21 protein-coding genes are annotated in these 20,922 nt (G+C 65.0%); 13 read left to right on the top strand and 8 right to left on the bottom strand.

Translation table 11 applies throughout. The features are described 5' to 3' along the window. Positions 1–111 precede the first annotated feature (111 nt). Entirely contained in the window at positions 112–888 is a 777-nt protein-coding gene (locus tag HDG34_RS31155) for an enoyl-CoA hydratase (protein ID WP_184065709.1), read from the bottom strand. A 135-nt stretch (positions 889–1,023) separates the two neighbouring features. Between HDG34_RS31155 and paaN the strand changes: the two genes are divergently transcribed. From paaN to paaK, 4 genes are all read left to right on the top strand, one after another. Then, complete coding sequence (gene paaN / locus HDG34_RS31150; protein ID WP_184065706.1) at positions 1,024–2,724, top strand: phenylacetic acid degradation protein PaaN; 1,701 nt, start codon at positions 1,024–1,026, stop codon at positions 2,722–2,724. A 166-nt stretch (positions 2,725–2,890) separates the two neighbouring features. Further along, on the top strand, positions 2,891–3,682 hold the full coding sequence (gene paaG, locus HDG34_RS31145) for a 2-(1,2-epoxy-1,2-dihydrophenyl)acetyl-CoA isomerase PaaG (RefSeq protein ID WP_184065703.1): 792 nt from the start codon (positions 2,891–2,893) through the stop codon (positions 3,680–3,682). A gap of 1 nt (position 3,683) precedes the next feature. Further along, positions 3,684–4,145, top strand: a complete 462-nt coding sequence (paaI, locus tag HDG34_RS31140) for a hydroxyphenylacetyl-CoA thioesterase PaaI (protein WP_184065700.1) — start codon at positions 3,684–3,686, stop codon at positions 4,143–4,145. Positions 4,146–4,257: 112 nt separating this feature from the next. Next, complete coding sequence (paaK, locus tag HDG34_RS31135; protein WP_184065698.1) at positions 4,258–5,562, top strand: phenylacetate--CoA ligase PaaK; 1,305 nt, start codon at positions 4,258–4,260, stop codon at positions 5,560–5,562. A gap of 188 nt (positions 5,563–5,750) precedes the next feature. On the opposite strand, the gene HDG34_RS31130 is transcribed toward paaK, so the two are convergent. Next, a complete protein-coding gene (locus HDG34_RS31130) occupies positions 5,751–6,869 on the bottom strand; it encodes a murein transglycosylase A (protein ID WP_221309309.1) in 1,119 nt (372 codons plus the stop codon). A gap of 28 nt (positions 6,870–6,897) precedes the next feature. Here HDG34_RS31130 and HDG34_RS31125 point away from each other — a divergent pair, with 28 nt between their 5' ends. Then, on the top strand, positions 6,898–7,059 hold the full coding sequence (locus HDG34_RS31125) for a hypothetical protein (protein ID WP_176078910.1): 162 nt from the start codon (positions 6,898–6,900) through the stop codon (positions 7,057–7,059). 145 nt (positions 7,060–7,204) lie between these two features. On the opposite strand, the gene apaG is transcribed toward HDG34_RS31125, so the two are convergent. Then, complete coding sequence (gene apaG, locus HDG34_RS31120) at positions 7,205–7,579, bottom strand: Co2+/Mg2+ efflux protein ApaG (protein WP_184009102.1); 375 nt, start codon at positions 7,577–7,579, stop codon at positions 7,205–7,207. A gap of 327 nt (positions 7,580–7,906) precedes the next feature. Between apaG and rpe the strand changes: the two genes are divergently transcribed. The 8 genes from rpe to HDG34_RS31080 all read left to right on the top strand — a co-directional run bounded on the left by rpe (position 7,907) and on the right by HDG34_RS31080 (position 15,266). Beyond that, positions 7,907–8,590, top strand: a complete 684-nt coding sequence (gene rpe / locus HDG34_RS31115) for a ribulose-phosphate 3-epimerase (RefSeq protein ID WP_018420129.1) — start codon at positions 7,907–7,909, stop codon at positions 8,588–8,590. 13 nt (positions 8,591–8,603) lie between these two features. After that, positions 8,604–9,320 carry a phosphoglycolate phosphatase gene (locus tag HDG34_RS31110; protein ID WP_184065695.1) on the top strand — a complete coding sequence of 239 codons (717 nt, stop codon included), beginning with the start codon at positions 8,604–8,606 and terminating at the stop codon, positions 9,318–9,320. 376 nt (positions 9,321–9,696) lie between these two features. Next, positions 9,697–11,190 carry an anthranilate synthase component I gene (gene trpE, locus HDG34_RS31105; RefSeq protein WP_184065692.1) on the top strand — a complete coding sequence of 498 codons (1,494 nt, stop codon included), beginning with the start codon at positions 9,697–9,699 and terminating at the stop codon, positions 11,188–11,190. A gap of 13 nt (positions 11,191–11,203) precedes the next feature. Next, on the top strand, positions 11,204–11,821 hold the full coding sequence (locus HDG34_RS31100) for an aminodeoxychorismate/anthranilate synthase component II (protein WP_184065689.1): 618 nt from the start codon (positions 11,204–11,206) through the stop codon (positions 11,819–11,821). Between the two features lie 19 nt (positions 11,822–11,840). Beyond that, positions 11,841–12,872, top strand: a complete 1,032-nt coding sequence (gene trpD / locus HDG34_RS31095) for an anthranilate phosphoribosyltransferase (RefSeq protein ID WP_184065686.1) — start codon at positions 11,841–11,843, stop codon at positions 12,870–12,872. An 18-nt stretch (positions 12,873–12,890) separates the two neighbouring features. Continuing rightward, positions 12,891–13,676, top strand: a complete 786-nt coding sequence (gene trpC / locus HDG34_RS31090; protein WP_090802017.1) for an indole-3-glycerol phosphate synthase TrpC — start codon at positions 12,891–12,893, stop codon at positions 13,674–13,676. A gap of 62 nt (positions 13,677–13,738) precedes the next feature. Beyond that, positions 13,739–14,365, top strand: a complete 627-nt coding sequence (locus tag HDG34_RS31085) for a CYTH domain-containing protein (RefSeq protein ID WP_090802018.1) — start codon at positions 13,739–13,741, stop codon at positions 14,363–14,365. Positions 14,366–14,450: 85 nt separating this feature from the next. Beyond that, on the top strand, positions 14,451–15,266 hold the full coding sequence (locus HDG34_RS31080; protein ID WP_184035969.1) for a uracil-DNA glycosylase: 816 nt from the start codon (positions 14,451–14,453) through the stop codon (positions 15,264–15,266). Positions 15,267–15,392: 126 nt separating this feature from the next. On the opposite strand, the gene HDG34_RS31075 is transcribed toward HDG34_RS31080, so the two are convergent. From HDG34_RS31075 to HDG34_RS31055, 5 genes are all read right to left on the bottom strand, one after another. After that, complete coding sequence (locus tag HDG34_RS31075) at positions 15,393–15,989, bottom strand: FMN-dependent NADH-azoreductase (protein ID WP_184065683.1); 597 nt, start codon at positions 15,987–15,989, stop codon at positions 15,393–15,395. 191 nt (positions 15,990–16,180) lie between these two features. Continuing rightward, the gene (locus HDG34_RS31070; RefSeq protein ID WP_184065680.1) at positions 16,181–17,971 is read right to left on the bottom strand and encodes a M61 family metallopeptidase; all 1,791 of its coding nucleotides are present in this window, start codon (positions 17,969–17,971) and stop codon (positions 16,181–16,183) included. A 145-nt stretch (positions 17,972–18,116) separates the two neighbouring features. Next, positions 18,117–18,842, bottom strand: coding sequence for a DsbC family protein (locus HDG34_RS31065; protein ID WP_090802025.1), 726 nt, complete (start codon positions 18,840–18,842; stop codon positions 18,117–18,119). A 205-nt stretch (positions 18,843–19,047) separates the two neighbouring features. Further along, positions 19,048–20,220, bottom strand: coding sequence for a UbiH/UbiF family hydroxylase (locus tag HDG34_RS31060; protein ID WP_184065676.1), 1,173 nt, complete (start codon positions 20,218–20,220; stop codon positions 19,048–19,050). 235 nt (positions 20,221–20,455) lie between these two features. Beyond that, positions 20,456–20,824: a hypothetical protein gene (locus HDG34_RS31055; RefSeq protein WP_260321397.1), complete on the bottom strand. Its 369-nt coding sequence runs from the start codon at positions 20,822–20,824 to the stop codon at positions 20,456–20,458. Between the last annotated feature and the right edge of the window lie 98 nt (positions 20,825–20,922).

The following is a 20,922-nucleotide window of genomic DNA, read 5'->3' as shown; positions in this document are numbered from 1 at the left end:
CCCACGCCATCAAAGGCTTCCCGCTTCTCCGCACCCCGGCGTCCGGAGCGCGAAAGTGCGGAATTCTAGTCGCCGACATCGGGACTTGCAAGCGATATTTTGACAAGCGTATTAACGGTGCTTGAAAACCGGTTTGCGCTTCTCCACGAACGCGGCCATGCCCTCTTTCTGGTCTTCGGTGGCGAAGAGCGAATGGAACAGGCGGCGCTCGAAATGCACGCCCTCCGCGAGCGTCGTTTCAAAGGCTCGGTTGACCGACTCCTTGACCATCAGCACCGCCGGCAGCGGGAATTCCGCAATGGTGGCGGCCGCGCCGACCGCTTCGTCAAGCAGCGATGCCTCCGGGATCACGCGCGAAACCAGTCCGGCGCGCTCCGCTTCGGCGGCATCCATGAAACGGGCGGTTAAACAGAGGTCCATCGCCTTCGCTTTTGACACCGCCCGCGGCAAGCGCTGCGTGCCGCCCGCGCCCGGCATGATCCCGAGCTTGATTTCCGGTTGACCGAACTTCGCCGTGTCGGCGGCGAAAATGATGTCGCACATCATCGCCAGTTCGCAGCCGCCGCCGAGCGCGAAGCCCGCCACCGCGGCAATGATCGGCTTACGGATCGAGCGAACCGTTTCCCAATTGCGCGTGATGTAGTCGCCCTTGTAGACATCCATATAGGAGTACGACGCCATCATCCCGATGTCCGCACCCGCCGCGAATGCTTTCTCGCTGCCCGTCACGACGATTGCGCCAATCGACTCGTCGCCGTCGAACTCGCGCAACGCTGCGCCTAGTTCGTCCATCAGCGCGTCGTTCAGTGCATTCAGAGCCTTCGGACGGTTGAGCGTAATCAGTCCGACCCGTCCCCGCGTCTCAACCAGAATGTTTTCGTAAGCCATGCCGCCTCCATAAGGGTTAATCGCACGCGAAAAACGCTTCGCGCATCGTCTGTGGTGATGCTACCATTCCCCAACCAACCGGTCGGTCAATTATTCGACAGGTATTTCCCCAACGTACAGCCGAGCCTCTTTGCCATGACACATCCGCTATTCACCAAGCACGAAGACACGCTGCACAAAGCGCTCGCCGCGCTCGAAACGCGCGGCTACTGGAGCCCGTTCGTCGAGATGCCCAGTCCGAAAGTGTACGGGGAAACAGCTAACGCGGACGGCGAAGCCGCGTTCAAGGCGCTTCTAGACAAAACGTTCGACCTGGACCAACCGTCGACGGGAGAGACCGTCGGCGCAGAGGTTTCGCCGTTCGGCTTCCAGCTCGGCGTGCGTTACCCGAAAGCCGACCCGAGCGCGCTCATCGCCGCATCTGCCGCGGCGCAACGCGATTGGCGAGCCGCCGGCTCGCAGGCATGGATCGGCGTGAGCCTCGAAATCCTCGCGCGCCTGAATCGCGCCAGCTTCGAGCTCGGCTACAGCGTGATGCACACGACCGGTCAGGCGTTCACGATGGCCTTCCAGGCAGGGGGCCCACACGCGCAGGATCGCGCGCTCGAAGCGGTCGCGTATGCCTGGGATCAGCTGCGCCGTATCCCCGCCGACGCGTACTGGGAAAAGCCGCAAGGCAAAAACCCGCCGCTCGCGATGCACAAGCGCTACACCGTCGTGCCGCGCGGCATCGGCCTCGTGCTCGGCTGCTGCACATTCCCGACGTGGAACGGCTATCCGGGCCTGTTCGCCGATCTGGCCACCGGCAACACGGTGATCGTCAAGCCGCATCCGGGCGCGATCCTGCCGCTCGCGCTGACCGTGCGCATCGCGCGTGACGTGTTGCGCGAAGCAGGCTTCGATCCGAACGTCGTCACGCTGCTGGCCACCGCCCCGAACGACGGCGCCCTCGTCCAGCAACTGGCCCAGCGCCCCGAGATCAAACTGATCGACTTCACGGGCAGCACCCAGAACGGCACCTGGCTCGAGCGCAACGCGCACCAGGCGCAGGTCTACACCGAAAAAGCTGGCGTCAATCAGATCGTCATCGACTCGGTCGACGACATCAAGGCGGCCGCGCGCAACATCGCGTTCTCGCTGGCGCTGTACTCAGGCCAGATGTGCACCGCGCCGCAAAATATCTACGTACCGCGAGACGGCATTCGCACCGCGGAAGGCACGCTCAGCTTTGACGATGTCTCCCAGGCGCTTGCCGGCGCGGTGCAAAAGCTCGTCGCCGATCCGGCCCGCGCCGTCGAACTGCTCGGCGCGATCCAGAACGAAGGCGTCGTGCAGCGCATCGACGAAGCCGCCGGGCTCGGCCGCGTTCTCGTCGCGAGCCAGACGCTCGACCATCCGTCCTTTCCGGGCGCTCGCGTGCGCACACCGCTCGTATTGCAACTCGACGCCTCGACCGACCGCGCCCAGTTCACGAGAGAATGGTTCGGGCCGATCTCGTTCGTCATCGCGACGGACTCGACCGCGCAGTCACTCGACCTCGCTGGCGACATTGCTGCCGAGCACGGCGCGCTAACGCTGGCGGTCTACAGCACGGACGACGCCGTGCTCGACGCCGCGCACGAAGCGTCGATTCGCGGCGGCGTCGCACTGTCGATCAACCTGACCGGTGGCGTGTTCGTCAACCAGTCCGCGGCTTTTTCGGACTTTCACGGCACCGGCGCCAACCCGGCCGCGAATGCCGCGCTTGCCGATGCCGCTTTCGTCGCCAACCGCTTCCGTGTCGTTCAAAGCCGCGTTCATGTTGAACCGAAAGCGGCGCCCGCGGTAGCTGGCTGAACGGCATAAGAAGGCTTCAGCGCAACGCACGACTTCGTCCTATGCCGTTCGGCGGATGGACCGAGTCGTGCGCTCTGACTAACATCAGACATCGGATCGGCATCACGCGCCGACGCTAGTCGAGCGACCGTGCCCATCGGCCAAAGAGAGTTTGAGGAGACACCCCATGTCATATGAAGCGATCCGGCTGGACATCGACTCATCGAGCCACGTCGCCACCATCACGCTGAACCGCCCGGACAAGCTCAACAGCTTCACGCGCGCGATGCATCAGGAACTCGGCGCGGCACTCGACCAGGTCGAAAAGTCCGGCGCCCGTGCGCTCGTGCTCACCGGCGCGGGACGCGGCTTCTGCGCCGGCCAGGATCTCGCCGACCTCGATTTCACGCCCGGCGCGATGACCGACCTCGGCGCCGTGATCGATGAATACTTCAATCCGTTGATCCGCCGTCTGCAAGCGCTACCGTTTCCGGTGATCGCCGCGGTCAACGGCACGGCCGCCGGCGCGGGCGCCAATCTCGCGTTGGCCTGCGACCTGGTGCTCGCAGCTCGCTCCGCGAGTTTCATCCAAGCGTTCGTGAAGATCGGCCTCGTGCCGGATTCGGGCGGGACGTGGTTCCTGCCGCAACGCGTTGGCATGGCACGCGCGCTCGGCCTCGCGATCACCGGCGACAAGCTCAGCGCCGACACAGCCGAAAGCTGGGGCTTGATCTGGCAAGCGCTCGACAACGCCGAACTGGCTCCGGCCGCGGCAAAACTCGCGGCCCAGCTTGCCCAGCAACCGACGCGCGCGATCGCCGCGATCAAGCAGGCGATGCGTGCCGGCACGACGCAATCGCTCGACCAGCAGCTCGATCTCGAGCGTGATCTGCAGCGCCAACTAGGCGCCTCGCACGATTACGCGGAAGGCGTGCAGGCATTTATCGAAAAGCGCGCGCCGCGCTTCGAGGGGCGTTGAGATGTCCACGCAAACCACCCGCCCCGACCAGATGACTGCCGACGAACTCGCCCGCGCGACAGCTGCCGCGATGTACGAAAACGACGCCTGCAGTCGCGCTATCGGGCTCGAGATTCTCGACGTGCGCCCCGGCTATGCGCGGCTGCGCATGGCGGTGCGCGACGACTTCCTGAACGGCCATCAGATCTGCCACGGCGGCCTGATCTTCACGCTCGCCGATTCGACCTTCGCGTTCGCCTGCAACACTTACAACATCAATACGGTTGCCGCCGGCTGCTCGATTGAATACCTCCGGCCGGTCTACGGCGGCGACGTGCTGAGCGCCGAAGCGGTCGAGCAGACATCGAGCGGGCGCACTGGCATCTACGATATTCGCGTCACGAATCGCGCCGGCGAGACCGTCGCGATGTTTCGCGGCAAGTCGGCGCAAATCAGGGGCCACCTGATTCCCACCGGCGACTGACATTGAGCGGCGGCAAGCCAGAGCCGCCCTCGCGGACGACTGTCTGCGTGGCTCTCTGACGCCAACGCGTTACATATCAAACTCAGATACTGAGGCAGCAAGGAGACATTCGATGAGCACCGCTCTTCCGCTCGATCCGATCGAGACCGCCAGCCGCGACGAGCTCGCCGCGCTCCAACTTGAACGGCTCAAATGGTCACTCACCCATGCGTATGAAAATTCGCCGGTGTACCGGCGCAAGTTCGACGAAGCCGGTGTTCATCCGGGCGATGTCAAGTCGCTCGCGGACCTCGCGCGCTTACCGTTCACGACGAAGAAGGATTTGCGCGACAACTATCCGTTCGGCATGTTCGCGGTGCCGCAGGAGCAGATTTCGCGAATCCATGCATCGTCTGGGACGACCGGCAAGCCGACCGTCGTCGGCTATACGGCGCGCGACATCGACACGTGGGCGAATCTCGTCGCCCGTTCGATACGCGCCGCCGGCGCGAAGCGCGGCGACAAGGTGCACGTGAGCTACGGCTACGGCCTCTTCACGGGCGGCCTCGGCGCGCATTACGGCGCCGAGCGCGCGGGGCTCACCGTGATTCCGTTCGGCGGTGGTCAGACCGAAAAGCAGGTGCAGCTGATCCAGGACTTCCGGCCGGACATCATCATGGTGACACCGAGCTACATGCTGTCGATCGCCGACGAACTCGAGCGCCAGGGTATCGACCCGGCTAGCTGCTCATTGCGCATCGGCATCTTCGGCGCTGAGCCGTGGACCAACGAAATGCGCGAGGCGATCGAAAAACGCATGGGCATCGACGCGGTCGACATCTACGGTCTCTCCGAAGTGATGGGCCCGGGCGTCGCCTCGGAGTGCATCGAGACCAAAGACGGCCCGACGATCTGGGAAGACCATTTCTATCCCGAGATCATCGACCCCGAAACGGGCGAGGTGCTGCCCGATGGCGAACTCGGCGAACTCGTGTTCACGTCGCTGACGAAAGAAGCGCTGCCGATCATCCGCTACCGCACGCGCGATCTCACGCGCCTGCTGCCGGGCAGCGCCCGCACGATGCGGCGTATGGAAAAAATCACGGGCCGCTCGGACGACATGATGATCGTCCGTGGCGTCAATGTGTTCCCGACGCAGATCGAAGAGTTGCTGCTCAAGCAGCACGCGCTCGCGCCGCACTATCAGATCGTACTGACGAAGGAAGGGCCGCTCGACGTGTTGACGCTGAACGTCGAACCGTGCCCCGAAAGCGCGCCGGATACTTCCGCGCTAACCACCGCGAAAAACGCGCTGGCGTACGACATCAAGGCGCTGATTGGCGTAAGCGCGGTGGTGAACGTGCTGGCCGTGAATGGGATCGAGCGCTCGGTGGGCAAGGCGCGGCGGGTGGTCGACAAGCGCAGTTCGGGGCTCTAAGTCAGGCAACGGGCAGCGACGCGCAGCGTAAGAGCCCAACAAAAAACGGCGTCACGCACGGATCCTGATCCAAACGTGACGCCGATTTCCACGACTTCTATTAGCGGCTTCGCGGCAGCCTCCAACCCGCCTCCCGAAAACCGCTCTAACTCAAACGGCAGTCACGCTTCCGCCTGCGCCCCACCGCCTCACGAATTCGGCAGCAGCAACCACATCCGGCCACCCTGCTTCATCTTGCCAGCCAGATCACCGGCATCGTCGCCGAGGCCCCAGAAGTAGTCGGCGCGCACGCCGCCTTTGATCGCGGTGCCCGTGTCCTGCGCGAACACGAGGCGGTTCATCGGCGAGTTCGTCAGCGGCCGTGTGGTCTGCAGGAACACCGGCGTGCCGAGCGGAATCGCGCTCGGGTCGACCGCAATCGAGCGCTCCGGCGTCAGCGGCACGCCGAGCGCGCCGATCGGACCGTCCGCGCCACCGCTCGGCATACTTTCGGCCGACGGCATCTCGCGAAAAAACACGAAGCGCGGATTGGTGTCGAGCAATCCATCGACGCGCGTCGGATTCGCGCGTGCCCATGCCTTGATGCCCTGCATCGTCGCCTGCGCGGGTGTGATCTCGCCATGATCGAGCAGCCAGCGCCCGATCGACTTGTACGGCTGATCGTTGGTACCGCCAAAGCCGACGCGCATCACACTGCCGTCTTCCATCACGATGCGCCCGGAGCCCTGCACCTGCAAAAAGAATGCTTCGATCGGATCGTCGACCCACACGAGTTCGTTGCCGCTGAGCGCGCCCGAGCGTTCGAGTTGGGCGCGCGCCGGCAACGGCGCCCCCACGCGATAGCCGGCGGGCCAGCGGTACAGCGCGGTCTGATATACCCCATGCCGCGTGCGCGAGCCCCGCAGCAGTGGCTCGTAGTAACCGGTGACCAGACCGTCGAGCGTGCCGTCGCTATTCGCGAGCTGGAACGGCGTGAAGTAGGCTTCGAAGAAGGCGCGCGCGCCGGTGACGTCGAGATCGTCGATTTGCGCGGCGGCCGCGCATGCACGCGACCAGTTCGGCTGACGCGCGAGCCTCGTGCAGTTTTGCCGCAACGCGGCCGTCGCGCCGATCAGCGAGTCGTCCTGCCAGCCCGGCACCTGCTGCCACGCAACCGCGGTCAAGCGCGACGACGCGATCTGGCCGGGGATGATCGCAGCGCCGCTCGGCGGCGAAGGCCGGAGCGCGCCGCCGCCACCGCAGGAGGCAAGCAACACCGCAACCGACAATGCACCGACCCACGCGCCGGCTCGGCGGACAAAACGCATACAATGTTCGTTCTTGATGGAAACCGCCATGTCTGATTTGTTCGACGAATACCCGATGCTCATCTTCGCGCTGGAATCGCTGCTCGCGCTGTTCCTGCTCGTCTTTATTGTTGTGTGGACGTCGTCTGGCAAGAAAAAAGCGCGACGTGCCAAGCCGGCGGAACGGTCCCAACAGCAAAAGCCGCAGTGACCCTGGCCGGCGGGTTGCATACAGAACCGCGCAACCCCTCGCGCCTCAAGCGCTCGTCTGAGCGCTCATCCAACCACCCACTCAACTGCCCGCTGCGCCGCGCGCCGATACGAACTCATTAAAGACCGCGCAACACCGCGCCGGTTCAATGCAACGTTCGCGGCATGCGCAACACGAACTCCGGCACCGGCGCCTCGAAGCGCTCACCATCCTCCGCCACGCAGAAGTAATCGCCGCGCATCGTGCCGACCGGCGTCGCGATCACTGCCCAACTCGTGTATTCGAAATGCTCGCCCGGCTTGAGCAGCGGCTGATGACCGACCACGCCCAGACCTTTGACTTCCTGGACGGTGTTTTCGCTGTCGGTGATGATCCAGTGACGCGCGATCAACTGTGCGGGCACCTGGCCGGTGTTACGGATGGTCAGCGTGTAGGCAAAGGCGTACTGGCGACGCTCCGGGTCCGATTCTTCGGGCAGGTAGTGCACCTGCGCCGAGACGCTGAATTCGTACTGGCTCATCCTGATTCCGATCTGATCAAACGGGCTGTGAAAAATCGTGGAAGGCCCGAACGCCAATGGTCTGCGGGTGCAGCGGCGATGCGGCGCTCATGGAATGGCATTCTGCTTGATGCGCGGCATGGCCGCAACCGGATACGCCTTTCGGCCAGCTGTGTCTAAGACGTTGGGACACGGCTGCTTTGCCGCGCCCAGTCTCCATGTCGTTTTTGCGCCGGTACTTTGCGAAGTTTCATCGCGCGATTCCGCCACGCCAACCGCGGCCAGCACCCCGGTCTGCACGCGCAAAACCGGTAAAATGGCGCTTTCCCGCTTGCATCGGCCCCTGTCATGACGCAATTTCGCATCGCCCCCAGCATTCTCTCCGCCGACTTCGCCCGCCTGGGCGAAGAAGTCCGCAACGTCGTCGCCGCCGGCGCCGACTGGATCCACTTCGACGTGATGGACAACCACTACGTGCCGAACCTGACCATCGGCCCGCTCGTATGCGAAGCGATCCGCCCGCACGTGGACGTGCCAATCGACGTGCACCTGATGGTGCGTCCCGTCGACCGCATCGTGCCGGACTTCGCGAAAGCCGGCGCGAACCTGATCAGCTTTCACCCGGAAGCGTCGGATCACATCGACCGCACGCTGTCGCTGATCCGCGACCACGGCTGCAAGGCCGGCCTCGTGTTCAATCCGGCGACGTCGCTGAACTATCTCGATCATGTGATGGACAAGGTCGACCTCGTGCTGATCATGTCGGTGAACCCGGGCTTCGGCGGCCAGTCGTTCATCCCCGAGGCGCTCAACAAGCTGCGCGAAGCGCGCAAACGCATCGACGCGTACACCGAGCGCACCGGCCGCGACATCCACCTCGAAGTGGACGGCGGCGTGAAGGTCGACAACATCGCGGAAATCGCGGCGGCCGGCGCGGACACGTTCGTGGCCGGCTCGGCGATCTTTGGCCAGCCCGATCACAAGGTCGTGATCGACAAGATGCGCGCCGCCCTCGCGACCGTCCAGCGTTAAAAACCAGCGCCTCATGACCACTTCGTATCCCGCCCCGACGTTTACCGGCGCGCGCCTCGAAGCCGCGATCATCGACCTCGACGGCACGATGATCGACACGGCCGACGACTTCACCGCCGGCCTGAACGGTATGCTCGCTCAGCTCGACGCGGAGGAAACGACGCGCGAGGAAGTGGTCGGCTACGTCGGCAAGGGTTCGGAGCATCTGATCCGCAGCGTGCTTGCGCCGCGCTTCGAAGCCGAGCACGCGCAAGAGCGCTTCGACGAAGCGCTCGCGATCTATCAGGCCGAGTACGCGAAGATCAACGGCGTGCACACGCGGCTTTATCCAGACGTCGAGGCCGGTCTGCGCGCGCTGCGCGACGCGGGCCTGAAGCTCGCCTGCGTGACCAACAAGCCGCACCGCTTCGCGCTCGAATTGCTGCAGCAGTACCGGCTTGCACCGTATTTCAGCGTCGTGCTCGGCGGCGACAGTCTCGCGAAAAAGAAACCGGACCCGCTGCCGATGCTGACCGCCGCCGCGCAGCTCGGCGTCGAGCCGAGCGCCACGGTGGCGATCGGCGACTCGGAAAACGACGCGCTGGCGGGCCGCGCGGCCGGTATGGCGACGCTGACCGTGCCCTACGGGTACAACCACGGCCAAGCTATACAAACGATAAAATCCGATGGTATAGTTGCCTCGCTGCTCGACGCCGCCAGGGCGATCGCAGCGCATCAATCCACGACTTAACAGTCCTTCATCCTCATGTTTCTGAATAAAAAACGGAGTCTGATTAGCATCGACCGGGGAGCCTGGCCCTGGCGTCGCTGGTCGCGCTAACCTCGCCTGAGGTACGCTGAAGCTCGTCTTCGGCAACCGTTTTTTACTTCGCTGCGCTCACGCGCTTTTTCCATCGATCTGTTTTTGCGCAGCTGCATCGGCTGATTGAGCCTGCGCGTACCCGCAAGGTACCGTTGCTCGCCCGCACCGCTCGCACGCGCCGATGGAAGACCCGCGCCGGTCGGTATCATTGTGTCGAGAACGTCGACCCACGCCCTGACCGGAGGCGCTTAGCCCCGCTTTGCCCGACGCTTGCTGCCGCCGGACCACCGTACAGGATCGGAACATGACCGAACTCGAATTCCAGTCCCTCGCCAACGAGGGTTTCAACCGCATCCCGCTGATCGCCGAAGCGCTCGCCGACCTCGAGACGCCGCTGTCGCTGTACCTGAAGCTCGCGCAGACCGAGCGCAACGGCGCGAACTCGTTCCTGCTGGAGTCGGTGGTCGGCGGCGAACGCTTCGGGCGTTATTCGTTCATCGGCCTGCCGGCGCGGACTCTCATGCGCACGCGCAACGGCGTGTCGGAAGTGGTCCGCGACGGCAAGGTCGTCGAGACGCACGAGGGCGATCCGCTCGCGTTCATCCAGCAATTCCAGGCGCGCTTCAAGGTCGCGCAACGCCCGGGGCTGCCGCGCTTCACGGGCGGTCTCGCCGGCTATTTCGGCTATGACGCGGTGCGCTATATCGAGAAGAAGCTCGCGCACAGCGCGCCGAAAGACGACCTCAATCTGCCCGACATCCAGCTGCTGCTGACCGAGGAAGTCGCCGTCATCGACAACCTCGCCGGCAAGCTCTATCTGGTGGTCTACGCCGACCCGACCCAGGCTGAGGCCTACACGAAAGCGAAGCACCGTCTGCGCGAACTGCGCCAGCGGCTGCGCGTCACCGTCGAGCCGCCCGTCGTGTCGGCCAGCGTACGCACCGAGATCTACCGCGAATTCGCGAAAGACGATTACCTGGCGGCCGTGCGCAAGGCGAAGGAATACGTCGCCGCCGGCGAACTGATGCAGGTGCAGGTCGGTCAGCGCCTGATCAAGCCGTACCGCGACAATCCGCTGTCGCTGTATCGCGCGCTGCGCTCGCTGAATCCGTCGCCGTACATGTACTACTACAACTTCGGCGACTTCCACGTGGTCGGCGCGTCGCCGGAGATTCTGGTGCGCCAGGAAAAGCGCGGCGAGGACCGTATCGTCACGATCCGCCCGCTGGCCGGCACCCGTCCGCGCGGCAACACGCCCGAGCGCGATGCCGCGCTCGCTACCGAGCTGCTGAACGATCCGAAGGAAATCGCCGAGCATGTGATGCTGATCGACCTCGCGCGCAACGACGTCGGCCGCATCGCGCAGATCGGCTCGGTGGTCGTGACCGACAAGATGGTGATCGAGAAGTACTCGCACGTGCAGCACATCGTCAGCTCGGTCGAAGGCAAGCTCAAGAACGACATGACCAATTTCGACGTGCTGCGCGCCACCTTCCCGGCCGGCACGCTGTCGGGCGCGCCGAAGGTCCGCGCGATGGAGCTGATCGACGAGCTCGAGCCCGTCAAGCGCGGCCTGTACGGCGGGGCGGTCGGCTATCTGTCGTTCACCGGCGAGATGGATCTGGCCATCACGATCCGCACCGGCGTGATCGCGAACGGCAATCTGTATGTGCAGGCGGCCGCGGGCGTGGTCGCCGATTCGGTGCCCGAATCCGAATGGCAGGAGACCGAGAACAAGGCACGCGCGGTAATGCGCGCCGCCGAGCAGGTCCAGGACGGCCTCGATAGCGACTTCTGACCGGAGACACACCATGCTGCTCATGATCGACAACTACGACTCGTTCACCTACAACCTGGTGCAGTACTTCGGCGAACTCGGCGAAGACGTGCGCACCTATCGCAACGACGAAATCACGCTCGACGAAATCGCCAGGCTGAACCCCGAGCGCATCTGCCTGTCGCCGGGCCCAAGCAATCCGCAACACGCGGGCATCACGCTCGACGTGCTGCGCGAATTCGCCGGCAAGACGCCGATTCTCGGCGTGTGCCTCGGCCATCAGGCGATCGGCGAGGCGTTCGGCGGCCGCGTCGTGCGCGCGCAGACCATCATGCACGGCAAGGTCAGCACGATCGAAACCGACTGCAAGGGCGTATTCGAAGACCTGCCGAAGCATTTCACGGTGACGCGCTACCACTCGCTCGCGATCGAACGCGAATCGCTGCCCGACTGCCTCGAAGTATCGGCATGGACTGAAGACGGCGAAATCATGGGCGTGCGCCACAAGGAACTGGCCGTGGAAGGCGTGCAGTTCCACCCGGAATCGATCCTGTCCGAACACGGCCACGCGCTGCTCGAAAACTTCGTCAAGCAGTCGAAGCTCGCCGTCGCCGGCAAGGCCTCGCATCACGCGGCGCCGCGCAATGCCTGACACAAAGGGAGACGAGATCATGTCCATTACGCCCCAGGAAGCCTTGCAGCGGACCATCGAGCACCGCGAGATTTTTCACGACGAAATGCTGCACCTGATGCGCCTCATCATGCGCGGCGAACTCTCGCCCGTGATGTCGGCGGCGATCATCACCGGCCTGCGCGTCAAAAAAGAGACCATCGGCGAAATCACCGCGGCCGCCACGGTGATGCGTGAATTTGCCCGGCACGTCGACGTGCAGGACAACTCGAACTTCGTCGATATCGTCGGCACCGGCGGCGACGGCGCGCACACGTTCAACATTTCCACCGCGACGATGTTCGTGTCGGCCGCGGTGGGCGCGAAGGTCGCAAAGCACGGCAATCGCGGCGTATCGAGCAAGTCGGGCAGCGCGGACGTGCTCGAAGCGCTCGGCGTCAACATCGATCTGCAACCGGAGCAGGTCGCGGCATCGATTGCGGAAACGGGCATGGGCTTCATGTTCGCGCCGAACCATCATCCGGCGATGAAAAACGTCGCGCCGGTACGCCGGGAACTCGGCATCCGCACGATCTTCAATATCCTCGGGCCGCTCACCAATCCGGCCGGCGCGCCGAATCAGCTGATGGGCGTGTTTCACCCCGACCTCGTCGGCATTCAGGTGCGCGTGATGCAGCGCCTCGGCGCCAAACACGTGCTCGTCGTGTACGGGATGGACGGCATGGACGAAGTGTCGCTCGGCGGCGCCACGCTGGTCGGCGAGTTGCGCGACGGCGAGATCCGCGAGTACGAGATCCATCCGGAAGACTTCGGCATGCAGATGGTGTCGAACCGCACGCTCAAAGTCGCCGACGCGGGCGAGTCGAAGGTCATGCTGCTCGACGCGCTCAGCAACAAGCCCGGCGTCGCGCGGGAAATCGTCACGCTGAACGCCGGCACGGCACTCTATTCGGCGAACGTCGCGGCCACGATCGCGGACGGCATCGAGCTCGCGCGCGAAGCGATCGCGAGCGGCAAGGCACGCGCGAAGGTCGACGAACTGGTGCGCTTCACCCAGCAATTCAAGCAGTAATCACGTAGCGAGACATTTATGAGCGACATCCTCGACCGCATCATCGCGGTCAAACGCGAAGAAGTCCGGGCGGCCGAGCAAAGCGTGCCGCTCGAAGAACTGCGGCTCGAAGCGTCGTCGCGCGATCTCCGCGACTTCGTCGGCGCATTGCGCGCCAAGCACACGGCGGGTCTCGCCGCGGTGATCTCCGAAGTGAAGAAGGCGAGCCCGTCGAAGGGCGTGCTGCGCGAGCACTTCGTGCCGGCCGACATCGCGCGTTCGTATGAGAAGCACGGCGCGGCGTGTCTGTCCGTGCTGACCGACGTGCAGTTCTTCCAGGGCAGCGTCGCCTATCTGCAGCAAGCGCGCGCCGCGTGCCAGTTGCCGGTGATACGCAAGGACTTCATCGTCGATCCGTATCAGGTGGTCGAAGCACGCGCGATGGGGGCCGACGCGATCCTGCTGATCGCCGCCGCGCTCGAAACCGCCGAGATGCAGGACCTCGAAGCGCTCGCGCATTCGCTGGGTCTCGCGGTGCTCGTCGAAGTGCACGACAGCGATGAACTCAAGGAAGCGCTGACGCTGAAGACGCCACTGATCGGCATCAACAACCGCAATCTGCGCACCTTCGAAACCTCGCTCGACACGACGCTCGGCATGCTCGACGCGATTCCCGACGATCGCATCGTCGTGACCGAATCGGGCATCCTGTCGCGCGACGACGTCGAGCGCATGCGCGCGCGGAATGTGCATACCTTCCTCGTCGGCGAAGCGTTCATGCGCGCGGACGAGCCGGGCGTGGAACTCGCGCGGATGTTTTTCTGAGCGTCGTATCGACGTATCCGCGTATCGGGCGCAGAGAAATCCACGCAACGAGGACACCCAGCATGGGCATGGAACGCGAAATCAAGCTGGCGCTGCCGGCTTCGCAGGTGCAGGCGGCGACGCAGTGGTTCGCCGCGCGCGCCGGCAAGAACGGACGCGCGATCAAGCTCGTGAACATTTACTTCGATACGCCGCAGTTGACGCTGGCGTCGTCAAAGAGCGCGCTGCGTCTACGGCAGACCCCGGACGGCTGGCTGCAGACCTTCAAGACGGTCGGCACGGCGACGAACGGCTTGCATAGCCGGCACGAATGGGAATTGCCGGTCGCGGGCGCGAAGCTCGAAATCGAATCGTTGCTGAGCGCTTGCGACGAACCCGCCGCCGCGGATGCACTGAAACAGGCCGCGCCTGCGCTGATCGAGCTGTTCCACACCAATTTCACGCGCACGCTATGGCTGCTCGACTCCGACGGCGCTCAGATCGAGGCGGCGATCGATCAGGGCGACGTGCTTGCCGAAGTCGACGATGAAGCGCGCCGTGCGCCGATCTCGGAGATCGAGCTCGAACTGAAATCGGGCGACGAAGCGGCGCTTCACACGCTCGCCGCCGAACTCGGCAAACGGATTGCCGGCCTCGCGCCGGATGACATCAGCAAGGCGCAGCGCGGGTATCGGTTGCGCGCCAGGTGAGCGCGTTGCCCGAAACCCGCGGCACCTCATGCGCTCGCTTGCCGCAACTTGAGCTAGTCCGCGTTTGCTGCGACACTTCCCCGCCATGACCTCCGCTTCCCGCACCCGCTCCAGTTTGCCGCAGGCATCGCTGTTCGACGATGTCGCGCCCGCCCCGGCCTCTGCCGCCCCCACCGCCGCCCCGCCCACGCTCGAAGCACAATTCGCCGCGCTACCAGCGGCCTGGCGCGCGCACCTGAAACCCTTCATCGACAGCGACACCTACGCGCCGCTGTGCCGCTTCGTCGACGGTGAGCGTGCCGCCGGCAAAACGATCTATCCGGCCGACGTGTTCCGCGCGCTCCGCCTGACGAGCCCCGACGAAGTGAAAGTCGTCATCCTCGGCCAGGACCCGTACCACGGCGAAGACCGCGGCACGCCGCAGGCGCACGGTCTCGCGTTTTCGGTCGCGCCGCACGTGCGGCCGCCACCGTCGCTGCGCAACATCTTCAAGGAAATCGCCGCGAGTCTCGGTCACCAGACGCCGCAGCACGGTTGCCTCGACAGCTGGGCCAAACAGGGCGTGCTGCTGCTGAACACGGTGCTGACCGTCGAGCGCGACAGCGCCGCGAGCCACGCGAAACGCGGCTGGGAAAAATGTACCGACACGCTGATCCACGAACTCGCGACGCGGCATCAGAACCTCGTGTTCATGCTGTGGGGCGCGCATGCGCAGGCAAAGCGCGCGCTACTCGGCGGCAAGTCGCACTATGTGCTGGAGGCGCCGCATCCGTCGCCGCTGTCCGCGCATCGCGGCTTTCTCGGTTGCGGGCATTTCGCGAAGGCGAACGAATATCTGTTGCAGCACGGGCGGGAGCCGATCGACTGGCGTCTACCGGACGACGCGCAAATGCTTGCGTGAGAGCGTCGTCGTCAGAAGATTGCGATACACAACGAAAACGCCACGGAGGATGAACCCATCCGTGGCGTTATTCTTTTCACCGCTCGCGCCGCATCGAAGCTGCGCAATGCGGCAGGACAAACCCGCTTAAACCGCGGCGATCGCTTCGCGTGCCGAGCTCAGCGCGGCGTTCGCGGCGTCCGGGCCCAGGTTCAGGCCTTCGGCGTAGATGAAGTTCACGTCGGTCATGCCGAGGAAGCCGAGGAAGCTCTTCAGGTACGGCGTCTGGCTATCGTTCGGCGTGCCGAGATACTTGCCGCCGCGCGCCGACACGACGTGGACCTTCTTGCCCGTCACGAGGCCTTCCGGGCCGGTCGCGGTGTAACGGAACGTGATGCCCGCACGTGCGATGAAGTCGAAGTACGTCTTCAGTTGCGACGAGATGCCGAAGTTGTACATCGGCGCACCGATCACGATGACGTCGGCGGCTTGCAGTTCGGCGATCAGCGCTTCGCTGCGTGCGGCGATGGCGGCCTGTTCCCGGGTGCGCTGGTCGGCCGGCGTGAAGAACGCGCCGAGCACGGCGTCGTCGAGGTGCGGCAGCGGTTCGGCTTGCAGGTTACGGACGACGACTTGCGCGCCCGGATTCGACTGTTGCAGCTTTTCCGTCAGCTCGTTGACGAGAAGCGTCGAGTTCGCGCCTTGCGAACGGGCTGCCGAGTTGATTTGCAGGATCGTGGTCATGGTTGACTCCAGTAGGGGCGCGCAGTGTTGCGCGAGTGAAGTCATTGTGTTTTTTTACCGGCCGGCGAAAAAGCCGTCCGGCGGCGAAGGATTGTTGCATGGGTAGAACAATCAACCGCCCTCCTCCGCCGATTGACGACGGGACAGGCGACGATCGGTGGACCGTCCGGTGCGGCCCACCACCACGCCGATCACTTCGTCAGCCAGCGCTCAAGGGCTTTGCGCGCGGCGGGACGGTGATCGCTGACCGTGAGCTTGTAGCGCGCCACTTCGGGACCGTCGAGCTTCACCTGCGTGACGCGCAGCTCGTCGCGGCGGAACGCGTGCACGTCGACTTTCGCGCCCGGCTGATAGCGCGACAGCAGAGCATCGATATTCCCGCCGGTCACGCGCAGACCATCGATCGCGATCAGCACGTCGCCAGCGGAGAGGCCGGCCTTCTGCGCGGCGCTGCCCTCGTGCACGGTCGCGAGCGCGCAATCCGCGCCGCCGCGTAGCCGCACGCCGAGCGACGGCTTGCCGTTTTTGTCGACGTCCGGCGCGAGCGCCACGCCGAACGGCGCGAGCAGCGCGTCGAGCGGCAGATCGCGCGTGCCGCGCACGCCCTCGGCGAACAGTTCGGCCAGTTGCGCGCCGCTCGCTTCCGCGAAAATCGCCTCGATCTCGCTTTCGTCGACGCCGACCGGCTTGCCTCGATAAAAGTCACGGCCAAAGCGCTTCCACAGCAGACGCATCACGTCGTCGAGCGATTTCTGGTTGCCGGTCTGCGCGCGGATCGTCAGGTCGAAGGCGAGCGCGATCAGCGAGCCCTTCGTGTAATAGCTGACGATCGCGTTCGGCGCGTTCTCGTCCTGCCGGTAGTACTTGACCCACGCATCGAACGAGCTTTCGGCGACGCTCTGCTTGAGGCGCCCGCTGCCGCGCTGCACCCCGCCGATCACCTTGCCGACCAGGCCGAAATAGTCGTCCTGCGAGATCACGCCGCTGCGTACAAGAATCAGGTCGTCGTAATACGACGTGAAGCCCTCGAACAGCCACAGCATCGACGTGTAGTTTTCGACGCCGAGGTCATACGGCGCGAACACGGCCGGCTTGATCCGCTTCACATTCCACGTGTGGAAATACTCGTGGCTGCACAGACCGAGATAGGTCCGGTAGCCCTCGCTCATCGGCTCGCGGCCCTGCACCGGCAGATCGGTGCGATTGCAGATCAGCGCGGTCGACGCGCGATGCTCGAGCCCGCCGTAACCGTCGGTGACAGCCTGCGTCATGAACACGTAGCGCTCGACCGGCGCCTTCTTCGACTTCGGTTCGAACAACGCGATCTGCGCTTCGCAGATGCGCTTCAGGTCCTTGCACAGACGCTCCATGTCGAGCCCGATCACGCGACCGCCGATCACGACGTCGTGCGGCACGCCGTGCGCCTTGAACGTCGCGAGCGCGAATTCCCCGAGCGTCACAGGATGGTCGATCAGTTCGTCGTAGTTCTGCGCGCGGTATTCGCCGAAGCCGTAGCGCTTCGTGCCGCGCGCTTCCGGCAGCGCGGTCGCGACGCGCCAGCCGCGATACGCGGCGCCCTGCGGCTTCTGGATATCGACCACGCACTGCGCGTCCTCATGGCCGAGCGGCGACAGGAACACGCTGGTGCCGTTGAAAAAGCCGATCGTGTCGTCCAGATGCGCGGCGCGCACCGACAGGTCCCATGCGTACACCTCGTAGCGCAGCGTCAAGGCTCCCTTGACCGGCGCGGCCTGCCACGTGTGCTTGTCGATCTTCTCGACGCGCACCTTGCGGCCCGCGTCGTTCACCGCGCGCAGCGTGACGATGTTGCGCGCGAACTCGCGCACCATGTAGCTGCCCGGAATCCACACCGGCAGCATGAAACGCTGGCCGGCCGGATCGGGATCGGCGACGGTCACGGTGACTTCGAACAGGTGGGCGGCGGGGTTACCCGGAACGATGGTGTAGCGGATCGGCTTCATCGGCGGCGCTTGGGAGTGTCAGGAGAGTGAGGCGGAGAAGTTCGGGGCTCGATGCGAAAGGAGGCGCTGCGTGCGCCTCCTTCAGTTTGAACGTTGCATCTGTTGCGCGCCCGGGGCGGGCGTGGCGCTGTGGCCAGCGCGCTGTTCAGTGCACGGCCGACAGTTCCTTGTCGAGCCGATCTGCCGGCACCGCGCCGGGCAGGCGGCGACCGTCGGCGAGAAACACCGTCGGCGTGCCTTCGACGTTCATCGAACGGCCGAGCGCGAGGTTCTTGTCGATCGCGGCGGTGTCGCAGGTGGCGGCGGCGGTCGGCGCCTGACGGTCCTGCATCCACGATTCCCACGCCTTCGCGCGATCGGCCGAGCACCAGATCGACTTCGACTTGGCCGTCGAATCGGGCGACAGCACCGGGTACAGGAACGTGTAGACCGTCACGTTGTCGATCGACAGCAGCGTTTTTTCGAGCTGCTTGCAGTACGGGCAGTTCGGATCGGAGAACACCGCGATCTTGCGCGCGCCATTGCCGCGCACGACCTTCACCGCGTTGCCGAACGGCAGGCTCGCAAAGTCGATGCGGTTGGTTTCCGACAGGCGTGCCTCGGTCAGATTCTTGCGCGTCTTCGAGTCCACCATGTCGCCGAGCATCAGGTAGTCGCCGCTCGCATCGCTGTAGACAATCTGCGTGCCGAGATTCACTTCGTACAGGCCCGCGATCGGCGTCTTCGACACGCTTTTGATCGTCACGTCGGAAAGACGGGTTTGCAAGGTGGCCTTGAGCTTGTCGGTGGTCTGGTCGGCCTGCGCCGAGCAGCCGAGCATAGCGGCACCGATCGCGAGCGCGGCGGCGGCGATGCGGAAGGTCTTTTTCATGCTGGAGTCCTGGAGTCAGTCGCGCACCTGCGCGTTTTTTACGTTCCGGCCGCGAGTTTCGGCCGCCTATCTGTTCAATCAGGCTCGATCAGGTTCGATCGGGGGTCGGATAAGGGGCGGATCGCAGCGCTTCGATCCGGTCATGATACCTGTCCCGGGCGCCGGTGACCGGCCATCGGCTATCCGCCCGACGCCTCGTCGCGGTTTACCCCAGCGCGGCCGACACGAGCCAGCGCTTGATGAATGGCTGCGCGCCGACGAACGCCATGCCGGTATTGCGCACGGCGCGCGCGAGCGGACCGGGCACCGAGAACAGTTTCTGCAGACCGTCGGTGGCGATCATCAGCGCGCGAATGTCTTCGCGGCGCGCGCGTTCGTAGCGACGCAGCAGCACCATGTCGCCGAGATCGCGGAACGACTCCTTGCCGCCGATCGTGCTCGCGAGCGCGGCGACGTCGCGCAAGCCGAGGTTCATGCCCTGTCCTGCCAACGGATGGATCAGATGTGCGGCATCGCCGACCAGCGCGACCCGCGGGGCGACGAGCCGGTCCACGGTCTGCAACGCGAGCGGGAAGCCCTGCGCGGGCGTCACGCAGTCGAGCGCACCGAACTGTTCACCGCTCACGTGCTCGACTTCGGCGGCGAGCCGCTCGGGATCGAGCGCGAGCAACTGCTCGGCGTGTTCGGTGCGCGCCGACCAGACCAGCGACACGTGGCCGTCCGGCATCGGCAGCAACGCGATGATCTCGCCCTCGCGGAACCACTGATACGCGGTTTCGCCGTGCGGCTTCGCAGCCTTGAAATTGGCGACCACACCGATCTGTCTGTAGTCGCGGCGCACCATCTTCGAGCCGATCTGCGCGCGCACCCACGAGTGCGCGCCGTCCGCGCCGACTATCAGATCCGCTTCGAGCACGCTGCCGTTCGCGAGGCCGACGCTCGCGTTGTCGACGGAGAAATCGAGCGCCTGCGCGCGCGTGTCGATCCACGTGAGGTTCGGCTGGAAGCGCAGCGCGGCATCGAGCGCGCGCTCGATCACCGACGACTCGACGATCCACGCAAGCTGCGGCACCGATGCCTGAAACGCCGAGAAATGCAGCTCGGCGTGCGCGTCGCCATAGACGCGCATGTCGTAGACGGGACCGAGCCGTGTGTGATCGAGCGCCTGCCAGACCCGCAGCCGTTCGAACAAGGCCTGCGAACTCGACGACAACGCGTAGACGCGCGAGTCGAAGACAGCACCGGCGGGCAGCGCCGCGCAAGGCTGCGCGAGCAGTGCGACGCGCAGTCCGGCTTGCGTGAGCGCGAGCGCCGCGGTCTTGCCGACGAGCCCGCCGCCGATCACGGCGGCATCAAAGGTCTGGTGGTGTGCGTTCATGCGCGCATTATAGCCGCGGGGGTGCGGGGGACGGATCGACGGGCGCGGCCGTTGGGCGCTGTGCGCGGGGCCTCGCGGGCTCGTGCCGGACATGGTGTCTGGGGGCAGAGCCTGAGGTTGTCGGCGGGACTGTGCGAGTCTGACGCCGACCGCTCGCGTAACCCGCACTTCATGCGTTGGCGGCCACGCGCATTTGAGTCCCGGGCCGCTGGCCGCGCGGCCTCGATGCGTCGTGCTAATGCGTCGCGGCGCTTGCCGCGAGCGCCGCGTTCGCCTCGCGCATGCGCATGAAGTCGCGATTGGACGAGAGGTTGCGCCACGCGGCCGCCTCGAGCTCCGCCTTGCGATCGCGCTGATCGCTGCGTACCGCGCAGTCGGGGAACACGCGGTCGAACACGCGCCATAGCGAGTCGTAGTCGTTCTTATCGGCGAACCGCGCGATGTCGGCGTGATCTTCGTGCGACAGGTGGGTCGTCAAACAATCGATGGTCTGCCGGTCCGTGGTGGCCTGCGCTTCGTCGAAATTCGGCGCGACCCATGTCGCGACCGAGCCCACCACGACCGCGGCGACGACGCCGATCCCAACCCATCTGATGAGTCCCACGTTGCTCCCCCGGAAATTGAGCGCTGCCGACTCTGAACTGACGATTCTACAGTGGCTTCGCGCCAATGCGCCGGCGGGTCCGCGCGGGCGAACGGGTT

The organism is Paraburkholderia sp. HC6.4b, assembly GCF_014200875.1.
Lineage (GTDB): Bacteria > Pseudomonadota > Gammaproteobacteria > Burkholderiales > Burkholderiaceae > Paraburkholderia > Paraburkholderia tuberum.
The sequence above is the reverse complement of the archived record's forward strand: the minus strand, read 5'-3'. Positions and strand labels throughout refer to the sequence as shown.

What these genes read in the sequence shown, in the direction of transcription:
- HDG34_RS31070 (WP_184065680.1), bottom strand. Translation starts at nt 17,971, where the DNA reads ATGAAGCCGATCCGCTACACCATCGTTCCGGGTAACCCCGCCGCCCAC.
- HDG34_RS31100 (WP_184065689.1), top strand. Translation starts at nt 11,204, where the DNA reads ATGCTGCTCATGATCGACAACTACGACTCGTTCACCTACAACCTGGTG.
- apaG (WP_184009102.1), bottom strand. Translation starts at nt 7,579, where the DNA reads ATGAGCCAGTACGAATTCAGCGTCTCGGCGCAGGTGCACTACCTGCCC.
- paaI (WP_184065700.1), top strand. Translation starts at nt 3,684, where the DNA reads ATGTCCACGCAAACCACCCGCCCCGACCAGATGACTGCCGACGAACTC.
- HDG34_RS31065 (WP_090802025.1), bottom strand. Translation starts at nt 18,842, where the DNA reads ATGAAAAAGACCTTCCGCATCGCCGCCGCCGCGCTCGCGATCGGTGCC.
- HDG34_RS31110 (WP_184065695.1), top strand. Translation starts at nt 8,604, where the DNA reads ATGACCACTTCGTATCCCGCCCCGACGTTTACCGGCGCGCGCCTCGAA.
- trpC (WP_090802017.1), top strand. Translation starts at nt 12,891, where the DNA reads ATGAGCGACATCCTCGACCGCATCATCGCGGTCAAACGCGAAGAAGTC.
- paaG (WP_184065703.1), top strand. Translation starts at nt 2,891, where the DNA reads ATGTCATATGAAGCGATCCGGCTGGACATCGACTCATCGAGCCACGTC.
- HDG34_RS31125 (WP_176078910.1), top strand. Translation starts at nt 6,898, where the DNA reads ATGTCTGATTTGTTCGACGAATACCCGATGCTCATCTTCGCGCTGGAA.
- HDG34_RS31080 (WP_184035969.1), top strand. Translation starts at nt 14,451, where the DNA reads ATGACCTCCGCTTCCCGCACCCGCTCCAGTTTGCCGCAGGCATCGCTG.
- HDG34_RS31130 (WP_221309309.1), bottom strand. Translation starts at nt 6,869, where the DNA reads ATGCGTTTTGTCCGCCGAGCCGGCGCGTGGGTCGGTGCATTGTCGGTT.
- paaN (WP_184065706.1), top strand. Translation starts at nt 1,024, where the DNA reads ATGACACATCCGCTATTCACCAAGCACGAAGACACGCTGCACAAAGCG.
- rpe (WP_018420129.1), top strand. Translation starts at nt 7,907, where the DNA reads ATGACGCAATTTCGCATCGCCCCCAGCATTCTCTCCGCCGACTTCGCC.
- trpD (WP_184065686.1), top strand. Translation starts at nt 11,841, where the DNA reads ATGTCCATTACGCCCCAGGAAGCCTTGCAGCGGACCATCGAGCACCGC.
- HDG34_RS31060 (WP_184065676.1), bottom strand. Translation starts at nt 20,220, where the DNA reads ATGAACGCACACCACCAGACCTTTGATGCCGCCGTGATCGGCGGCGGG.
- HDG34_RS31155 (WP_184065709.1), bottom strand. Translation starts at nt 888, where the DNA reads ATGGCTTACGAAAACATTCTGGTTGAGACGCGGGGACGGGTCGGACTG.
- HDG34_RS31085 (WP_090802018.1), top strand. Translation starts at nt 13,739, where the DNA reads ATGGGCATGGAACGCGAAATCAAGCTGGCGCTGCCGGCTTCGCAGGTG.
- trpE (WP_184065692.1), top strand. Translation starts at nt 9,697, where the DNA reads ATGACCGAACTCGAATTCCAGTCCCTCGCCAACGAGGGTTTCAACCGC.
- HDG34_RS31075 (WP_184065683.1), bottom strand. Translation starts at nt 15,989, where the DNA reads ATGACCACGATCCTGCAAATCAACTCGGCAGCCCGTTCGCAAGGCGCG.
- paaK (WP_184065698.1), top strand. Translation starts at nt 4,258, where the DNA reads ATGAGCACCGCTCTTCCGCTCGATCCGATCGAGACCGCCAGCCGCGAC.